Here is a 19238-nt window from a genome sequence, read left to right as displayed (position 1 = left end):
CGCGCGTCCCGCGCTCCTGTCTGAGACGCTCACTTCAGACGAGAGGCCCTCCATGCTCCTGGCGCAGCGCACCGTGGCGTTCGACCCGGCAACACACGGGTTCGCCTTCCCCAACGCGTTCGTCAATGTCGTCCTGACGCTGCCGAACGGCGCGCGGATCACGACGGCGGGCCGGTGCGGCGGCATGGCGTACGCGGCGCTCGACTACTTCCTGCCGGGGCAGCCGGTGCCCACCTGGCGCTCCTCGCTGTACGCCCCCAGCAAGGTCCCGCCCGACAGCCACTGGCTCGCGCAGCACTTCACCGCGCGCCTGCGCGACTCGTTCCTCACCGGGTCCGCCGCCAAGTTCGTCACCTGGTCCCTGCACTCCGACGACCCCACGTGGGTGTTCAAGGGCGTCGCGCGGTGGACCAAGGAGGAGGAGCTGCCCCGAGTCATGGCCTCGATCGACCGTGGCCGGCCGGTGGTCCTCGGGCTCGTCGTCGCCCGCAGCCTCGGCGCGATCGGCGACAACCACCAGGTCGTCGCGTACGGCTACGAGCGGTCCGACGACGGGCGGGTCGTCGTGACCGTCTACGACAACAACACGCCGGGCCGCCCCGTCACGCTCACGTCGCTCGCCGACCAGCACGACTGGACCGCGTCCAACGGGCACGTCTGGCGCGGGTTCTTCGTGCAGGACTACACGCCCCGACCCCCGCGCGTGCTCACCCGCGACGCCCCTGCGGTGAACGCCCCCGTCACCACCGGCGACACCGTCAAGCTCTCCCACGTATGGACGGGCCTGACCCTGCACTCGCACGACCTGCCGTACACCCACCACGGCACGGACGGGCTCCAGCAGGTCACGTGCTTCGAGGGTTCCGACGAGAACGACCGCTGGCTCCTCGTCGGCACCGCTGCCGGCGTGCCCCTGGCCGACGGATCCGTCGTCCGCCTGCGCCACCACCGGACCGGGCGCTGGCTGCACAGCCGGTCCGGCGTGCCGTCGCCGATCTCGCACCAGCAGCAGGTCAGCGCGGTCGACGACGGGTCGCTCGACACCTGGCGCGTCGAGCTCGAGCACCCCGGCCCGTGGCTCGCCGGCTCACGCGTGAGGCTCGTCCACGTCCCCACCGGCACGTTCCTGCACTCGCACAAGGGCTCCGACCCCACGTTCACGGCCGGTCAGCAGGAGGTCACCACCGTCACCGGCCGCGACCCGGACGGCTGGTGGACCGTCCTCGAGCTCAGCTGACGGTGCCGGTGAACGGGGGGACGTCGCGCGGACCGAAGGTCGCGTTCCAGACGGGAGCAACGGTGACCGCGTCGCCGTCGACCGTCACGGTCGCGGTCAGCGCGAACGGCGACTCGACGAACCGCAACGTCAGCACGTAGGTGTCCTGAGCGGTCCACGTGCCGCTGACCAGCACGTCCTCGGGGTTGCGACGACGCAGCGAGCCTCGCACGATCGTCGGCGAGCCGTGCCCGACGCCCGCCGTCACGACCGCCGGCAGCCCCCGGCCGACGGCACCCTCGATCCGCTGCCCGCCGAGCTCGACCGTCACCCGGTCCTCGTCCTCCCCCACCTCGAGCACGGCCGTGGCCAGCCCGGCGGGGTTCGCGTCGAAGGTGATGGTCCGACCGCTGATCCGGTCTCCGGTCGCGGACCGCGGCTCGCCGGCCGGCGGGTCGAGGCGCATCGCGGCGATCGCGTCGTCGAGCTCGCGGTGGTCCGTCGGTGCGAGCGGTTCGTCGCTCAGCCCCGGGAGCAGCGTGTCCCACAGGACCTGCAGGTACTCGTGCATCTCCTGGCGGCCCGAGGTCGTCGCGACGACCACGTCCTGGTCGGGCAGACCGACCATGTACTGACCGAACGCCCCGTCACCGCGCCAGGCGTTCGCCGGCCGGCAGCGCCAGAACTGGTACCCGTAGCCCTGCGCCCAGTCGTTGTCCGGGTCGTCGCCGTTCGGCACGTGCAGCCGGGTCGCCTCGGCCGCCCAGCCGTCGGGCAGCACCTGCCGGCCCTCCCAGACGCCGTCCTGCAGGTAGAGGAGCCCGAGCGCCGCGATGTCCTCGGTCGTCGCCGACAGGCCGTAGCCGCCCGTGTCGACGCCCGTCGGCGACTGCTCCCACGTGACGCCCTCGATGCCGAGCGGCTCGAACAGCCGGGGCTGCAGGTAGTCGAGCAGCCGCTGGCCCGTCGCCTGCTGCACCAGCGCCGACAGCAGATACGTCGCCGCCGTGTTGTAGACGAAGCGCGTCCCCGGCTCGTGCTCGACGGGCAGCCGCAGGAACTCCTGGACCCAGTCGCCCTCGGTCGGGAAGACCACCGGTGACGGGTCCTCGGCGTGACCTGTCGTCATCGTCAGCAGGTGCCGAACCCGCATCCGCTGCAGGTGCTCGTCGGGATGCTCGGGGGCACGGTCGCCGAAGACGTCGAGCACCAGGTCGTCGACGTCGAACAGCCCCTCGTCGACCGCGAACCCGACCGCCGTCGACGTCACGCTCTTGCTCAGCGAGAACACCTCGTGCAGCCGGTCCGGGGCGTACGGCGCGGCCCACCCCTCCGCCACCACGAACCCGTGCCGCAGCACCATGATCGAGTGGAGCTCGGGCAGCGCCGTGAGGGCCCGGACCACTCCCGCGAGCGCCCCCGGATCCACCCCCTGCTCCTCGGGCGAGCTACGTGGCAGACGTCGGCGTCCAGGCATACCGCCACACTGCCACGCACCCGTCACCGGGTCGAATCGATCCGACCCGGCCAGGGATGCGCGGCCGCGGGACGGTCTCGTCCGGGTACGACGACGCCCCGCTCCCTCTGGGGGAACGGGGCGCCACCGAGCGATGCGTCAGAGGGCGGGCAGCGTGCCCGTGCCTCCGTCGCCGATGGCCGAGATGGGCGGGGCCGCGGGCAGGTCGGTGCCCGAACCTGGGGTGCCCACCGACGCGCCGACCTTGACCGGCTCGTCCACGTGCGCGCCGCGCGGGACGCCGCGGAAGCTGAACTCCCCCAGCAGACCCTCACCCTCGGCGTCCACGATGATCAGCTGACCGGCCTTGAGCTCACCGAACAGGATCTTCTCGGACAGGGCGTCCTCGATCTCCCGCTGGATCGCGCGGCGCAGCGGCCGCGCACCCAGGACCGGGTCGTAGCCCTTCTCCGAGAGCAGCTGCTTGGCCGCGGGCGTGATCTCGATGTCCATGTCCTTGTCGCGCAGACGCTTGGCCAGCTTGGCGACCATGAGGTCGACGATCGCGAAGATCTCCGGCTGGGAGAGCTGCGGGAACACGACCACGTCGTCGACGCGGTTGAGGAACTCGGGACGGAAGTGCTGCTTGAGCTCGTCGTTGACCTTCGACTTCATGCGCTCGTACGACGTCGACAGGTCCCCGCCGGCCTGGAAGCCGGTCATGAGGCCCTTGGCGATGTCCCGGGTGCCGAGGTTGGTGGTCATGATGATCACGGTGTTCTTGAAGTCGACCACGCGGCCCTGCGAGTCGGTCAGGCGACCGTCCTCGAGAATCTGCAGGAGCGAGTTGAAGATGTCCGCGTGGGCCTTCTCGACCTCGTCGAAGAGGACCACGGAGAACGGCTTGCGCCGCACCTTCTCGGTGAGCTGACCGCCCTCGTCGTACCCGACGTAGCCGGGGGGCGAGCCGAAAAGCCGCGAGACCGTGTGCTTCTCCGAGAACTCGGACATGTCGAGCTGGATGAGCGCGTCCTCGTCGCCGAAGAGGAACTCCGCGAGCGCCTTGGCGAGCTCCGTCTTACCGACACCGGTCGGACCGGCGAAGATGAACGAACCACCGGGACGCTTCGGGTCCTTGAGACCCGCACGCGTACGACGGATGGCCTGCGAGAGCGCCTTGATGGCGGCGTCCTGGCCGACGACCCGCTTGTGCAGGTTCTCCTCCATGTGGAGCAGACGGCTGGACTCCTCCTCGGTGAGCTTGAACACCGGGATGCCCGTGGCGTTCGCCAGCACCTCGGCGATGAGCTCCTCGTCCACCTCCGCGACCGCGTCGAGGTCGCCGGACTTCCAGGCCTTCTCCTTCTCCACGCGCTTGAGACCGAGCTGCTTCTCGGCGTCGCGGAGACGGGCTGCCTTCTCGAAGTCCTGCTCGTCGATCGCCGACTCCTTGTCGCGGCGCGTCTCGGCGATCTGCTCGTCGAGCTCGCGCAGCTCCGGGGGAGCCGTCATGCGACGGATGCGCAGGCGGGCGCCGGCCTCGTCGACCAGGTCGATCGCCTTGTCCGGCAGGTAGCGGTCGTTGACGTACCGGTCCGCCAGCGTGGCGGCGGCGACCAGGGCGGCGTCCGTGATGGACACGCGGTGGTGCGCCTCGTACCGGTCGCGCAGACCCTTGAGGATCTCGATGGCGTGCGCCAGGTTCGGCTCGGCCACCTGGATCGGCTGGAAGCGACGCTCCAGGGCCGGGTCCTTCTCGACGTACTTGCGGTACTCGTCGAGCGTCGTGGCACCGATGGTCTGCAGCTCGCCACGCGCCAGCATGGGCTTGAGGATGCTGGCCGCGTCGATCGCGCCCTCGGCGGCACCCGCACCGACGAGCGTGTGGATCTCGTCGATGAACAGGATGATGTCGCCGCGGGTGCGGATCTCCTTGAGGACCTTCTTCAGGCGCTCCTCGAAGTCACCGCGGTAGCGGGAGCCGGCCACGAGCGCGCCGAGGTCCAGCGTGTAGAGCTGCTTGTCCTTGAGCGTCTCGGGCACGTCGCCGCGCACGATGTCCTGCGCGAGACCCTCGACGACGGCCGTCTTGCCGACGCCGGGCTCCCCGATGAGGACCGGGTTGTTCTTGGTGCGGCGGGACAGCACCTGCATGACCCGCTCGATCTCCTTCTCGCGCCCGATGACCGGGTCGAGCTTGCCGTCGCGCGCAGCCTGCGTGAGGTTGCGACCGAACTGGTCGAGGACGGCCGAGCCCGAGGGCTGACCCTCCTGCGGACCGCCGGCGGCGACGGGTTCCTTGCCCTGGTACCCCGAGACGAGCTGGATGACCTGCTGGCGCACGCGGTTCAGGTCCGCGCCGAGCTTGTTGAGGACCTGGGCGGCGACGCCCTCACCCTCGCGGATGAGCCCGAGCAGGATGTGCTCGGTGCCGATGTAGTTGTGGCCCAGCTGCAGCGCCTCGCGCAGCGACAGCTCGAGCACCTTCTTGGCGCGCGGGGTGAAGGGGATGTGGCCCGACGGAGCCTGCTGGCCCTCGCCGATGATCTCCTGCACCTGCGCACGCACGGCCTCCAGCGAGATGCCGAGCGACTCCAGCGCCTTGGCGGCGACACCCTCACCCTCGTGGATCAGTCCCAGGAGGATGTGTTCCGTGCCGATGTAGTTGTGGTTGAGCATCCGTGCCTCTTCTTGGGCAAGGACGACCACGCGACGGGCTCGGTCCGTGAATCTCTCGAACATGTGCACTCCTCACGAGCTGCGTGCCCACCGATCCCCGGGCTGGCGCACCGGGGGCCTACGAGCGGCGTTGTTCGATGCTAACGGCGAGGTGGTGCCCTGACTGCCCGTGTTCGCCAGGGGCGTGACGGAGTACTCCCTCCGGGGCCCGACCCGGTCGGTATCACGCCGGTATCGCGGGGCTCGTCGCCGTCGAGCGACCGGTCTAGCGTCGATGAGCGCCGGAGAAACGTCCCGGGTGCACGGGGTGGACGACGCACCGTGCGGCCCGAACCCGAACGACTCGCAGCTGCTCCTGAGGGGAGGGGTCCCCATGGGTCCCCGTCGACGTCTTGTCCTGCTGTCCGCCGCGCTGTTGCTGGTTCTCACGCCATCCGCGGCGAGCGCACACCGACCGCCACCCGCGCCGGACGTGACGTTGCTGGCCAGCGGCCTGTCCGGGGGGTTCGGCAGCACTGTCGGCCCCGACGGTGCGCTGTACGTGACCGAGCCGTCCGTCGGCGAGATCTCCCGGATCGACCCCCGCACGGCTCGGATCGTCGACGAGTGCCGCCCGGCGGTCGATGAGGACGGGGCGGCCTGCTGTCCGGGTTCGAGATCCGGCCCGGCGGACGTCTTCCCGTCGTGGGAAATACGTCGGAAACACCCCTTGAGGCACTGTGGCCATAGCCTGATGGGATCCGGTAGACACACCAGGAGGACGCATGCCTGATCTTGTCGTGCGCGCGCAGCGTGCCTGGGTGGACGGAGTCTTCCGGCCTGCCCAGGTGCAGGTCAGCGGGGGTGTGATCACGGCGGTCCTGCCGTTCGACGCACCCTGCGACGACCCGGTCACGCTCCCCGACGACCAGGTCCTCCTGCCGGGTCTGGTCGACTCGCACGTGCACGTCAACGAGCCGGGGCGCACCGCGTGGGAGGGGTTCGCGTCGGCCACCCGCGCGGCCGCCGCGGGCGGCGTCACGACGATCGTCGACATGCCGCTCAACTCGATCCCGCCCACGACCACGGTCGAGGCGCTGGAGGCCAAGAAGGACGCGACCGACGGCAAGCTGACCGGCGACGTGGCGTTCTGGGGCGGGGCGGTCCCGGGCAACCTCGGCTCGTTGCAGGCCCTGCACGACGCGGGCGTCCGCGGGTTCAAGGCGTTCCTGGCGCCCTCGGGGGTGGACGAGTTCGCGTACCTGCCGGCCGACCTCCTGGAGCCCGCCCTCGCCGAGATCGCGTCGATCGGCAGCGTCCTGATCGTGCACGCGGAGGACCCGACGCACCTGCACGAGGCGCACGGTCGCTCGTACGACGACTTCGTCGCCTCCCGGCCGCCGGTGTCCGAGCGCGAGGCGATCGCACACGTCATCGAGGCGATGCGCCGGACCGGTGCCCGCGCGCACATCCTGCACGTCTCGGCGGCCGACTCCCTCGACCTCGTCCGCGCCGCCAGGGCCGAGGGGCTGCCGCTCACCGTCGAGACCTGCCCGCACTACCTGACCCTGCGCGCCGAGGACGTCCCCGTCGGCGGCACCCAGTTCAAGTGCTGCCCGCCCATCCGCGACGGCGCCAACCAGGACCTGCTGTGGCAGGCGGTGCTGGACGGAACGTTCGACGCGATCGTCTCGGACCACTCCCCGGCCACGGTCGACGTGAAGAGCGTGGGCGACGGCGACTTCGGCCTGTCCTGGGGCGGCATCGCCGGTCTGCAGCTGGGGTTCACGGTGGTGTGGACGGAGGCGCGCCGGCGCGGGCTGCCGCTCGACGCGATCCTTCCGCTCTTCACGACCGGCCCGGCACGCGTGGCGGGACTGGATGCCGGCTCGATCCAGGACGGTGCCCCGGCGCACCTGGTCGCGTTCGCATCCGACGACGAGTGGCTGGTCGACGTGCACGCCCTCGAGCACAAGAACCCGGTGTCGCCCTACGACGGCGCGACCGTCGCGGGCGTCGCGCGGACCGTCTGGCTGCACGGCGAACCGATCGTGCGCGACGGTGCCGTCGCCCGCCCGGGAGCGGGCCGGACGCTCCTGCCGGAGGCCGCCCGTGCCTGAGCGCTCAGGCTTCCCGGTGCCGGTGCCCCAGACCCGCGGTGACCAGCGCGAGCACCCCCGCCACCAGCATCCCCACGCCGACCCCGCGCTCGCCGCCCGCCTTGAGCAGCAGCGCCCCGACGGCAGCGCCGACCAGGATCAGGCCGACCGCGAGGGAGCGACGCGCCCAGCCGTCGCCCGTCCCGCCCGCCAGGCGGGAGTCTGCGGCGAGGCCGGTCAGCGTGCTCGTGACGACCACGGTGGTCACGTCCTTCACGGCCAGCCGGCGCGCGGTCGCGGCCTGCAGGCCCATCGCCACGGCGAGCAGACCGGTCACGACCAGGGCCCAGACCTGCCCCTGCTCCGGCGGTGCGATCACGGCCGCGACACCCAGCCCGACGGCGAGCACACCGGTCGCGATGAACGTCAGGCTCGTGCGGTGCGACCAGCCCGCGGGCGAGGTCCGCAGCACCCGGCCGCCGAGCGCGGCACCCGCGAGGAACGCACCGAGCGCGATGAGCGGGCCGAGCACCGGCAGGTCGTCGCCGCCCACGAGCGCCATGCCGAGGATGACCACGTTGCCGGTCATGTTCGCCGTGAACACGCGGTCCAGGCCCAGGTAGCCGACCGCGTCGACGATGCCCGTCGTGAACGTCAGTGCCAGCATCAGCACCAGGTGTCGGCGCCCGTCGTCCCATGTCTTCACGGCGTCATGGTGGGGGGCGGGGCCCGATGAGTGCAACGTTGCAGCCCGGCGAGGGCCTGGTGACGTCGGCCACCTACCTGCCGTCGACACCGTCGACGGTGCTCTGGGGCCGGCTCCCCTGCGGCGCCGACGAGCCCGTCCTGCGCATCGCCGACGGCGACACGGTGACCATCGACACCGTGTCGCACGAGGGCCTGCTCGCGGACCAGGGCAGCGACCCGCTGGCGTACTTCACGGGCCACGGGATCGCGCCCGAGGACGTCCTGGCGGACGCGATCGAGATCGGTGCCGCCCTGGAGCGGGGACCGGACGACGGCCCGCACATCGTCACCGGCCCGATCTTCGTCGAGGGTGCGATGCCCGGCGACCTGCTCGCGATCACCGTCCTGGAGACCACGCCCCGCGTCCCGTACGGCGTCATCTCGAACCGGCACGGGCGTGGCGCGCTGGCCGGCGAGCTGCCGCGCGGCGCCGGCGAGGTCAGCGTCTTCACGCCGGTCGTCGAGGGTCACGGGCGGCTCCCGGTCGTCGAGGGCGGCGCGCGCGACATCGCGTTCCCGCTCGCGCCGTTCCTGGGGATCATGGGCGTCGCGGCGGCCGGCTCTGCCAGGCCGCACTCGGTCCCGCCCGGTGCTTACGGCGGCAACATCGACATCAACCTGCTGCAGGTCGGCGCCACCCTCTACCTCCCCGTGCAGGTGCCCGGCGCCCTCGCCTACGTCGGCGACCCGCACTTCGCGCAGGGCGACGGGGAGGTCGCCCTGACGGCCCTGGAGGCGTCGCTGCGGGCCACGCTGCGGTTCGACGTGGTGCCCGCGGACGTCGCGACGACGCAGTTCGGCGTTCTCGACGGACCGCTCGTCCGGACGGACGAGTACCTCGTGCCGACGGGCCTCGACAAAGACCTCGGCGAGGCCATGCGCCGCTGCGTCCGCGCCGCGATCGCGCTGTTGCAGGCACGCTGGGGCATGGACGAGCACCTGGCCTACGCGTACCTGTCCGCCGCGACGGACTTCGACATCTCCCAGGTGGTCGACCTGGTGTGCGGCGTGCACGCCCGGATCCGCGTGGCCGACTTCGACGAGGTGACCCTGTGAGGGACGTTCCGGCCGACCTCTGGACGGCGTTCGAGGCCTACGAGACCGCCATCGGGACGGACGACGTCGCCGTCCTCGACGACTCGTTCGCCCCGGGGCCGCAGACGATGCGCGGCGACGCCGCCGGGCTGCTCGTGGGCCACGACGCCATCCGCGCGTTCCGCAGCGGCCGCGGCGGCGTCGCTCCGCGAAGCCTGGATCGCGTCGAGACCCGGCAGCTCGCCGACGACTGCTGGCTGATCGTCGCGACGAGCCGCTACGTCGGCGGCGGCACCGGGCTGCAGACGCAGGTGTGGCAGCGGGCCGACGGACGGTGGCGGATCATCGCCGCACACGTCACCGGGCGGACCGCGAGCTTCGACAAGTCCGTCTGGCGCACGGTCGGCGACCCGCTCTACCAGGGCGCGTTCGAGGGTCCGCTGCTGGGGCTGCGGGTCGCGGTCAAGGACCTGTTCGCGATCAAGGGCTACCGGATCGGGGCGGGCAACCCGACCTGGCTGCACGACGCGGAGCGCGAGCGTCAGCACGCACCGGTCGTCCTCGACCTCCTGCGCGGCGGCGCCTCCATCCGCGGCCTGGCCCGCACCGACGAGCTCGCCTACTCGATCGCCGGCACCAACGCGCACTACGGCACCCCGGTCAACGGGGCGGTGCCGGGCGCGCTGCCGGGCGGGTCGTCGAGCGGGCCGGCGACCGCGGTCGCCACCGGGCAGGCGGACGTCGGGCTGGCCAGCGACACCGCCGGCTCGATCCGCGTCCCGGCCAGCTACCAGGGCCTGTGGGGGCTGCGCACGACGCACGGGCTGGTGCCCCGGCAGGGGATGGTCTCGCTCGCGCCGAGCTTCGACACGGTCGGCTGGCTGACCCGCGACGGCGCGACGCTCGAGACGGTCGCGTCGTGGTGCCTGGAGTCGGCGGTCGACGAGCCAGCGGACGAGGGTGCGCACGAGGAGCCGACGCTGCCCGACCTGCTGCGCATCCCGCGCGAGGCTCTCAAGGCCGCCGAACCGGCGACGCGTGCGGCGTTCGAGGCCTGGTGCGACGGCCGGGACACCGAGCTCGTGGACGTCGGCTCCCTCGACGACTGGTACGAGACGTTCCGCGTGGTCCAGGCGGCCGAGGCCTGGCGCACGCACGGCCAGTGGGTCACCGACCACCCCGACGCGACCGGTCCGGACGTCCGCGCACGGTTCGCGATCGCGTCGGCCGTCACGCCCGGGCAGGAGGCTGACGGGCGCGAGCAGCTCGCCGTGTACGCGAAGCTCGTGCGGTCCCTCGTCGCCGATTCCGTCCTCGTCCTGCCCACCACTCCCGGCCCCGCACCCGCGCGCAACGCCCCGCTCGAGGACGTCCGCGCCGCGACCCTGCGGATGACCGCGCTGGCCGGCATCGGCGGGCTGCCCGCGCTGAGCGTCCCGGCGCTGCGGGTCGACAGCCCCCTCGGCGTCGCACCGGTCGGTGTGTGCCTCGTCGGCCCTCGCGGGAGCGACCTGTCCCTGGTGCGCCACGCGCGCCGCCTCACGTCTGGAGAACTCGCATGACACGCCCGGTCAACCCGCCTCCCCGACTGCTCATGGGCCCGGGGCCGGTCAACGCCGACCCGCGTGTGCTGCGGGCGATGTCCACGCCGCTCGTCGGCCAGTACGACCCGGTCATGACGGGGTACATGAACGAGACGCAGGCGCTGTACCGACAGATCTTCTCGACGACGAACGAGGCGACGATGCTGGTCGACGGCACGTCGCGGGCAGGGATCGAGGCGGCGATCGTGTCGCTCGTGCGCCCGGGCCAGCGCGTCCTGGTGCCGGTGTTCGGCCGGTTCGGGCACCTGCTCGCCGAGATCGCGCTGCGCGCGCAGGCCGAGGTGCACACCATCGAGGTCGAGTGGGGCCAGGTGTTCACGCCGTCGGCGATCGAGGACGCCATCACGAAGGTGAAGCCCCATCTGCTCGCGATCGTGCAGGGCGACACGTCCACGACCATGAACCAGCCGCTCGACGAGCTGGGCGCGATCTGCGCGAAGCACGGCGTGCTGTTCTACACGGACGCGACGGCCTCGCTGGGCGGCAACGCCTTCGAGATGGACGCGTGGGGCCTGGACGCGGCGACGGCCGGGCTGCAGAAGTGCCTGAGCGGTCCGTCGGGCAGCGCGCCGATCAGCCTGTCCGACCGAGCCGTGGCCGAGATCCGGAGCCGCACCCGGATCGAGGCGGGGATCCGCGACGAGTCCGACGAGGACACCGGCGAACCCGTGCACTCCAACTACTTCGACCTCGGCATGATCCTCGACTACTGGGGTCCGCGGCGGCTCAACCACCACACCGAGGCGACGACCATGCTCTACGGCGCCCACGAGTGCGCGCGCGTGATCCTCGAGGAGGGTCGCCAGGCGGTGATCGCCCGGCACGAGCGAGCCGGCCGCGCGATGCTGGCGGGCGTGCAGGGGATGGGTCTGTCGGTCTTCGGGTCGCTCGAGCACAAGATGAACAACGTCGTGGCCGTGTACATCCCGGACGTCGTCGAGGGCGACGCCGTGCGCGCCGACATGCTCGATGACTTCTCCATCGAGATCGGCACGTCGTTCGGGCCGCTGCACGGGCGCGTCTGGCGGATCGGGACCATGGGCACCAACGCGCGCCTGGACACGGTGCTCACCACCCTCGCCGCGCTCGAGCAGGTGCTGCGGCGCCACGGTGCGTCCGTGCCCGCCGGCGGCGGCGTGGACGCGGCGTACGAGGCGTGGGGCTGATGTTCGAGGGGGCTGTGTTCGGGGACGCTGCGCGACGGATCATGGCGCGGTGCGACGAGCTCGCCCGCTACTCCTCGATGGAGGGCGGGATCGAGCGCGTCTACCTCTCGCCCGAGCACGCGCGCGTCAACCGCCTCGCGTCCCGCTGGATGCGTGAGGTCGGGCTGGACACGTGGCAGGACGAGGCCGGCAACCTCAACGGGCATCTGGACGGGAAGGACCCCGAGGCGCCGTCGTTGCTGCTGGGCTCGCACCTCGACAGCGTCCGCGACGCCGGCCGGTACGACGGGATCCTCGGCGTGCTCATGGCGATCGAGGTGGTGCGCCTCCTGAAGCCGCGCGCGTCGTCGCTCAGGTTCGGCCTCGACGTCGTCGCGTTCTGGGACGAGGAGGGCGCACGCTTCGGCACCGCGCTGCTCGGCAGCTCCGCGATGGCCGGGCAGTGGAACCCCGCCTGGTGGGACCTCACCGACGAGCACGGGACGTCGCTCAAGACCGCGTTCCGGGAGTTCGGGCTGGACCCCGGGCGGATCGACGCCGCAGCGCGCAAGCCGTCGACCCTGGCCGGCTACCTCGAGGCCCACATCGAGCAGGGCCCCGACCTCGACCGGTCGAACCGGCCGCTCGGCGTCGTGACGTCGATCGCCAGCGCGCGCCGGTTCTCCGTGCAGATCCTCGGCGAGGCCCGGCACGCGGGCGGCACCCGCTACGAGGACCGGCACGACGCTCTGCTCGGCGCCTCGGAGGCCACGCTGGCCGTCGAGCGGATCTGCCGGGCGGAGCACCACATCGTCGGCACGGTCGGGCGGCTGGAGACCTTCCCCGGCGCGGTCAACGTGGTGCCGGGCGAGGCACGGCTGACCGTCGACCTGCGCGGTGAGCATGACGACGACCGGGACCGGGTGTGGGCGGACATCTCCCGGGAGATCGACCGGATCGCGGGCAGGCGCGGGCTCACGTGGACCTCGAAGCAGATCCACGAGGCCCCCGCGGTCTGGTGCGACGGGCTCCTGCAGGACGTCGTGCGCGCGGGTATCGAGGACCTCGGCAGCGGCGAGGCACCGACCATGTTCAGCCGCGCCGGCCACGACGCGATGGCGATCGGGGCGGTCACGGGCGTCGGCATGCTCTTCCTGCGCAACCCCGACGGGATCAGCCACCACCCCGACGAGTCCGTCAGCCTCGCGGACGTCGAGACCGGCCTGCGGGCCATGACCGCCACCGTCGAGCACCTGGCCCGCGAGGCGGCCTGAGAGAATCGACCCCGTGACACAAGTCTTCCCACAACAGGTCCACGATCCCCCGTCGTTCAGCCACGTCCCCGACATCCGGCTCATCGCCGTCGACATGGACGGCACCCTGCTCGACGACGACAAGCAGATCCACGACGAGTTCTGGCCGCTGCTCGACGAGCTCGCCTCCCGTGGGATCGCCCTGTGTCCCGCGAGCGGCCGCCAGTTCGCAGCCCTGCGCCGGCAGATCGGCCGCCCGGAGCTCGTCTACATCGCGGAGAACGGCGCGTACGTGGTCCGCGACGACGTCGAGGTGAGCTCGGAGACGCTCCCGCTCTCGGTCGCGCGTGACGCGATCCAGGTCCTGCGGAACGCCACGCACCTCGACGTGGGCACCGTCCTGTGCGGCAAGCGCTCGGCCTATGTCGAGCGGACCGACGAGGCGTTCCTGTCGCAGGTGCGCCCGTACTACGCCCTCTTCGAGCACGTGGACGACCTGCTCGCGGTCGAGGACGAGATCCTCAAGGTCGCCGTCCACGACTTCGGTCTCGTCGACGAGGGCGCCGGGCCGCTGCTCGCGCACTTCGACGGCGCGGTGGTCTCCGGCAAGCACTGGGTCGACGTCATGAACGCGGTCGCGGACAAGGGCCTCGCCCTGCGGCACGTGCAGGACACCCTCGGCGTGACGCGCGAGCAGACCATGGCCTTCGGCGACTACTTCAACGACGTCGGCCTGCTCGACGCGGCCGCGTGGTCGTTCGCGATGGACAACGCCCACCCCGAGGTCCGGGCGCACGCACGGTTCGTCGCGCCGGCCAACACGGCCAACGGCGTGGTCCGCACGATCCGGTCGGTGCTCGGCCTGTGAGCGTCGCCGGACTGCTGCTGACCCCCGGCGCGAGCGCCAGCCGTGACAGCCCGCCGCTGGTCGCGGTCGAGGAGGCGCTCGAGCCGCTGCCGGTCCTGCGCGTCGACTTCCCCAACCGGGCGTCGGGCAGCCGGGCGCCCGAGCGCGCGCCGGTGGCGGTCGCGCACGTGCGGTCCACCGCCTCCGCGATGGCCGAGGCGCTCGGCGTCGAGCCCGACCAGATCGTCCTCGGTGGCCGGTCGTTCGGCGGACGGATGTGCTCGATGGCCGTCGCGGAGGGTCAGCCCGCCGCCGGCCTCGTCCTGCTGTCCTACCCGCTGCACCCGCCCGGCCGGCCCGACCAGCTGCGCACCGCCCACCTGGCCTCGCTGAACCTCCCGGTCCTCGCGGTCTCGGGCGAGCGCGACCCGTTCGGCACGCCCGACGAGCTCCGTACGCATCTGGCCTCGATCCCGGGGCCGCTCACGCTGGTGCTCATGCCCGGGACGCACTCGCCGTCCAACAACGGCGCCGTCGCCCAGGCCGTCAAGGACTGGCTCGCCACGATCGGCTGATTCCTCCTATTCGGGGCCGTGCAGGTGGGCGCAGCCTGGTGCCCGACCCCCGTCGGATAGCGTCGCCGGACAGACACACACGACACGGGGGAGCGATGCCTGAGTTCACGCTCGACGCGCTGCGGCGCTGGCCCGACGTCGAGGGCCCGGAGCTGGTCGCGGTCGACGCGACCGACCGGCTCCTCCTCGAAGAGGCGGGACCGGCGCTGGCCACCTCCTCCGACGACGTGGTGGCGGTCGGTGACCGCTACGGGGCGCTCACGCTCGGTGCCGTCGCGCTGCACGGCGCCCGCGGCGTGCGCACGCACCAGGACCTGCGCTCGGCGGAGCGGGCGCTCGCCGCGAACGCGGAGCGCACGGGGCTCGTCGGGACCTACACGTCCGGGCCTCTCGACGCGACGACGCTCGGCGGAGCCCGCGTCGTCCTCCTGCAGCTCCCCCGGTCGCTCGACGCGCTCGACGAGATCGCCGCGCTCGTCTCGGCCCACGCCGACCCGGAGGTGCGCCTGTTCGCGGGCGGGCGGATCAAGCACATGACGCTGGCGATGAACGACGTGCTGGGGCGCTGGTTCGCCGTCGTCGAGCCGCAGCTCGCCCGACAGAAGTCCCGCGTGCTGGTCGCGTCGCGCCCGCTGGAAGGGCCCCCGTCGACGTGGCCGGTCTCGCAGCGGCACGACGACCTGGGGCTGACCGTGTGCGCGCACGGGTCGGCGTTCGCCGGGACCCGGATCGACGTCGGCACCCGGGCGCTGCTCGGGGTGCTCGACCAGGCGCTCCCGGACGCGACGACCGCCGTCGACCTCGGCTGCGGCACCGGGGTGCTCGCGGCCGTGCTGGCGACCCGCCGACCGTCGGTCGGCGTGATCGCGACGGACGACTCCGCGGCGGCCGTCGCGTCGGCCGCAGCGACGGCGGAGGCGAACGGCGTCGCCGCGCAGGTCAGCGTCCTGCAGGACGACGCGGCCGCATCGGTCCCGGACGCGAGCGTCGACCTCGTCGTGCTCAACCCCCCGTTCCACGTGGGCGCGGGCGTGCACACCGGCGTCGCCCACAAGCTGTTCGACGCGGCCGCGCGCATCCTGCGGCCCGGCGGCGAGCTGTGGACGGTCTGGAACTCGCACCTGCAATACCGGCCCGCGCTCGAACGGACCGTCGGGCCCACGCGTCAGGTCTCCCGCGACGCGAAGTTCACGATCACGGTGTCCACCCGGCGGGCATAGCCGCTCGTCCCGAAGTGGCCATTGTCTGCGGACGGTGCACGACGGAGCATCGAGAGCATGGACCTCGACCAGCTCCGCGCCTCGTTCGCGCCCGTGCCCGGCTACCTCGACGCAGCGACCTGCGGGCTGCCGTCCCGGGCGACCGTCGAGGCGATGCGCGACGGGCTGGACACGTGGCAGGCCGGCAAGGCCGACCTCCCCGCCTACGACGAGACCGTCGCCGCGAGCCGGGCCGCCTACGGCCGGATCGTCGGCGTCGGACCGGAGTCGGTCGCGATCGGCTCCCAGGCCAGCGTCCTGGTCGGTCTCGTGGCGGCCAGTCTTCCCGACGGGGCGCAGGTGCTGGCCGTCGAGGGCGACTTCACGTCCGTGACGTTCCCGTTCGAGGTGCATGCCGACCGCGGCATCACGGTGCGCCACGTCCCGCTGGACCGGCTCGCCGACGAGGTCCGCCCGACCACCGACGTCGTCGCGTACTCCCTGGTGCAGTCCCGCGACGGACGCGTCGCCCCGGACGCGGTGCGCGACGCCGCCGCGGCCCACGGCGCGCGCACCGTCTGCGACGTCACGCAGGCCGCCGGGTGGCTGCCCGTCGACGCCGGCGCGTACGACGTGACCGTGTGCGCCGCCTACAAGTGGCTGAGCGCGCCCCGCGGCACCGCGTTCCTGACCGTGCGCCCGGACGTCGAGCTGCGTCCGACGAGCGCGGGCTGGTACGCGGGCAAGGACATCTGGGGCAGCGTCTACGGACCGTCGATGACGCTCGCCGACGACGCGCGGCGGTTCGACGTCTCGCCCGCGTGGCTGTCCTGGGTGGGCGCGGCACCGGCGCTGGAGGCGTTCGCGGCGGCCGACCGGGACGCCGTGCACGCGTACGACGTCTCGCTCGCGAACGCGTTCCGCACGGGTATCGGGCTCGAGGCGTCGGACAGCGCGATCGTCCGCGTGCCCGACGACGAGTCCGGGTCCGTGCGCGCCCGCCTGGCGGAGCACGGCTGTCGGACGGCGGGCCGGGGTGGCGGCGTGCGCCTCGCATTCCACGTCTGGAACGACGAGAACGACGTAGCCAGTGCGGTGAAAGCCCTTTCCTGAGAGGAACCTTAGGGGCTGCCTGAGGGTCGACTCGGGGGTATCCCCTATATCCCTGGTCGGGGAACTGTCGGAATCCTAGGATTCGAACAGCACGGCCGAGACGCCGAGACGCCGGTATCACCAGGCGCGCTGGCCGCACCTCCTAGTCGTCGTCGACAAAACCCCACCAGAGGATCTCCCATGGCCCACGTCGCCGGATGGATCACCCACCGCTACGTCAAGTTCGTCATCATCGCGTTCTGGCTCGCCGTCGTCGCCGTGCTCGGCCCTCTCGCGGGCAAGCTGACCGACGCCCAGAGCAACGACGCCAAGTCCTGGCTGCCGCAGAGCGCCGAGTCGACCCAGGTCCTCGACGTCGCCAGCGGCTTCGTCTCGTCCAACACGATCCCCGCCGTGATCGTCTACCAGCGCGACGGCGGCCTCACCGAGGCCGACCTGGCCGCCGCGGCCGCCGACGCCAAGGAGTTCGGCTCGCTCGAGACGCTGGACGGCGATGTCGTCGGGCCGATCCCGTCGGAGGACGGCGAGGCGGCCCAGATTATCGTCCCGCTCGACCTCGGCAGCGACGGCTGGAACCTGGCCGCCGACGCGGTGGCCGACCTGCGCGCCACCGCGGAGGACGGCGCCGACGGGATGAGCGTCTACATCACCGGCCCGGCGGGCGCGGCCGCGGACTCGTCCGCGGCGTTCGAGGGGCTGGACAGCACCCTGCTGTTCTCCGCCGCCGCCGTCGTCATCATCATCCTGCTGCTCACCTACCGCAGCCCGATCCTGTGGCTCCTGCCCGTCATCTCGGCCGGTGTCGCGCTCACGGTCTCGCAGGCCATCATCTACCTGCTCGCCGACAACGCCGGCCTGACCGTGAACGCGCAGAGCGCCGGCATCCTCACGGTTCTCGTGTTCGGCGCCGGGACCGACTACGCGCTGCTGCTGACGGCTCGATATCGAGAAGAGCTGCGCAAGCACGGCGACCGGCACGAGGCGATGGCGCTCGCCCTGCACCGCGCCAGCCCGGCCATCATCGCCAGCGGCGCCACCGTCGCCATCTCGATGCTCGTCCTGCTCTTCGCCTCGATCGCCTCCACCGCCGGCCTCGGCCCGGTCGCGGCCATCGGCATCGTCGTCGCCGTGGTCGTCATGCTCACGCTCCTGCCGGCGCTGCTCGTCACCTGCGGTCGCTGGGTGTTCTGGCCTCGTGCGCCGAAGCTCGGTGACTCGGAGCCGTCGGAGCACGGCTTCTGGTCCCGGGTCGGGACCCGCATCGAGCGCCGCCCGCGTCGCACCTGGGTCGTCACGTCGCTCTTGCTGATCATCGCCGGGTTCGGTGTCGTCGCGCTCAACGCGACGGGCCTGAGCAACGAGGGGTCGTTCACGTCCGAGCAGCCCTCGATCGCCGGTGAGAAGGTCCTCGCGGCACACTTCCCGGGCGGAGCCGGCTCCCCCGTGGTGGTCATCGCGAACACCGACCAGGCGAGCGACGTCGTCGCCGTCTTCGCGGACGTCGAGGGCATCGACCCCGGCAGCGTGCAGCCGCTGGGCGACAAGAACGGCGTCACCTACATCGAGGGCACGCTGACGTCCGCCCCCGACAGCCAGGACGCCTACGACACCGTCGACCGGGTCCGGGACGCGGTGCACGCCGTGCCCGACGCCGACGCCCTTGTCGGAGGCACCAGCGCCATCACGCTCGACGTGCAGCGCGCCTCCGTGGCCGACAACAAGCTGATCATCCCGATCATCCTGCTGGTGGTCTTCGTCGTCCTGATGATCCTGCTGCGGGCCGTCCTCGGGCCGCTCGTGCTCATCGGCACGGTCGTCCTGTCGTTCGCCGCGGCCATCGGCATCAGCGCGCTGTTCTTCAAGTACGTGTTCGGGTACGAGGGTGCGGACACAGCGTTCCCGCTCTTCGTCTTCGTCTTCCTGGTCGCGCTGGGCATCGACTACAACATCTTCCTGATGACGAGAGTCCGGGAGGAGACCATCCGGATCGGGCACCATCGGGGCTCGCTGGTCGCCCTGGCGGCGACCGGCGGTGTGATCACGTCGGCCGGCCTGGTGCTCGCGGGCACGTTCGCGGTGCTCGGCACGCTGCCGCTGGTGGCGTTCGCCGAGATCGGGTTCGCCGTGGCGCTCGGCGTCCTGCTCGACACCCTCGTCGTCCGGTCCGTGCTGGTCACGGCGCTGAACCTCGACATCGGCAAGATGATGTGGTGGCCCAGCTCGCTGGCCCGCAAGCCCGACCCTGCCCCCGCGATCCCTGCTGAGGAGGCGCCGCTCCCCGTCGCCTGAGC

Annotated in this window: 14 protein-coding genes; 11 read left to right on the top strand and 3 right to left on the bottom strand. The window is 72.1% G+C overall.

All coding sequences use genetic code 11. The features are described from left to right. Positions 1-52 precede the first annotated feature (52 nt). Positions 53-1237, top strand: a complete 1185-nt coding sequence (locus tag AC1DZC_RS08300; protein WP_477042917.1) for a hypothetical protein — start codon at positions 53-55, stop codon at positions 1235-1237. Here AC1DZC_RS08300 and AC1DZC_RS08295 read toward each other — a convergent pair. After that, positions 1230-2645: a serine hydrolase domain-containing protein gene (locus tag AC1DZC_RS08295; protein ID WP_477042916.1), complete on the bottom strand. Its 1416-nt coding sequence runs from the start codon at positions 2643-2645 to the stop codon at positions 1230-1232. The two genes, AC1DZC_RS08300 and AC1DZC_RS08295, sit on opposite strands and share 8 nt — an antisense overlap. A gap of 186 nt (positions 2646-2831) precedes the next feature. After that, positions 2832-5414, bottom strand: coding sequence for an ATP-dependent Clp protease ATP-binding subunit (locus tag AC1DZC_RS08290; RefSeq protein WP_477038446.1), 2583 nt, complete (start codon positions 5412-5414; stop codon positions 2832-2834). A 701-nt stretch (positions 5415-6115) separates the two neighbouring features. Here AC1DZC_RS08290 and allB point away from each other — a divergent pair. Beyond that, on the top strand, positions 6116-7450 hold the full coding sequence (gene allB, locus AC1DZC_RS08285) for an allantoinase AllB (RefSeq protein WP_477042915.1): 1335 nt from the start codon (positions 6116-6118) through the stop codon (positions 7448-7450). Positions 7451-7454: 4 nt separating this feature from the next. Here the strand turns inward: allB and AC1DZC_RS08280 are convergent, their stop codons facing one another. After that, positions 7455-8096 carry a YoaK family protein gene (locus AC1DZC_RS08280; protein ID WP_477043055.1) on the bottom strand — a complete coding sequence of 214 codons (642 nt, stop codon included), beginning with the start codon at positions 8094-8096 and terminating at the stop codon, positions 7455-7457. 65 nt (positions 8097-8161) lie between these two features. Here AC1DZC_RS08280 and AC1DZC_RS08275 point away from each other — a divergent pair, with 65 nt between their 5' ends. The 9 genes from AC1DZC_RS08275 to AC1DZC_RS08235 all read left to right on the top strand — a co-directional run bounded on the left by AC1DZC_RS08275 (position 8162) and on the right by AC1DZC_RS08235 (position 19236). Further along, positions 8162-9232, top strand: coding sequence for an acetamidase/formamidase family protein (locus tag AC1DZC_RS08275; protein ID WP_477042914.1), 1071 nt, complete (start codon positions 8162-8164; stop codon positions 9230-9232). Then, positions 9229-10773: an AtzH-like domain-containing protein gene (locus AC1DZC_RS08270; RefSeq protein ID WP_477042913.1), complete on the top strand. Its 1545-nt coding sequence runs from the start codon at positions 9229-9231 to the stop codon at positions 10771-10773. The genes AC1DZC_RS08275 and AC1DZC_RS08270 overlap by 4 nt, the downstream gene beginning before the upstream one ends. After that, entirely contained in the window at positions 10770-11981 is a 1212-nt protein-coding gene (locus AC1DZC_RS08265; RefSeq protein ID WP_477042912.1) for a pyridoxal-phosphate-dependent aminotransferase family protein, read from the top strand. The genes AC1DZC_RS08270 and AC1DZC_RS08265 overlap by 4 nt, the downstream gene beginning before the upstream one ends. Continuing rightward, positions 11981-13234 carry an allantoate amidohydrolase gene (locus AC1DZC_RS08260; RefSeq protein WP_477042911.1) on the top strand — a complete coding sequence of 418 codons (1254 nt, stop codon included), beginning with the start codon at positions 11981-11983 and terminating at the stop codon, positions 13232-13234. The genes AC1DZC_RS08265 and AC1DZC_RS08260 overlap by 1 nt, the downstream gene beginning before the upstream one ends. A gap of 94 nt (positions 13235-13328) precedes the next feature. Beyond that, positions 13329-14081, top strand: coding sequence for an HAD family hydrolase (locus AC1DZC_RS08255; protein WP_477043054.1), 753 nt, complete (start codon positions 13329-13331; stop codon positions 14079-14081). Next, the gene (locus tag AC1DZC_RS08250; RefSeq protein WP_477042910.1) at positions 14078-14635 is read left to right on the top strand and encodes an alpha/beta hydrolase family protein; all 558 of its coding nucleotides are present in this window, start codon (positions 14078-14080) and stop codon (positions 14633-14635) included. Before AC1DZC_RS08255 ends, AC1DZC_RS08250 begins: the two co-directional genes overlap by 4 nt. Before the next feature lie 95 nt (positions 14636-14730). After that, the gene (locus AC1DZC_RS08245) at positions 14731-15855 is read left to right on the top strand and encodes a class I SAM-dependent methyltransferase (RefSeq protein WP_477042909.1); all 1125 of its coding nucleotides are present in this window, start codon (positions 14731-14733) and stop codon (positions 15853-15855) included. 57 nt (positions 15856-15912) lie between these two features. Beyond that, positions 15913-16947 carry an aminotransferase class V-fold PLP-dependent enzyme gene (locus AC1DZC_RS08240; RefSeq protein WP_477042908.1) on the top strand — a complete coding sequence of 345 codons (1035 nt, stop codon included), beginning with the start codon at positions 15913-15915 and terminating at the stop codon, positions 16945-16947. A gap of 180 nt (positions 16948-17127) precedes the next feature. Further along, on the top strand, positions 17128-19236 hold the full coding sequence (locus AC1DZC_RS08235; RefSeq protein WP_477042907.1) for an MMPL family transporter: 2109 nt from the start codon (positions 17128-17130) through the stop codon (positions 19234-19236). Positions 19237-19238: the final 2 nt, after the last annotated feature.

This window comes from Cellulomonas sp. P2_B4 (assembly GCF_056404795.1).
This window is presented reverse-complemented; position numbering and strand designations above follow the sequence as displayed.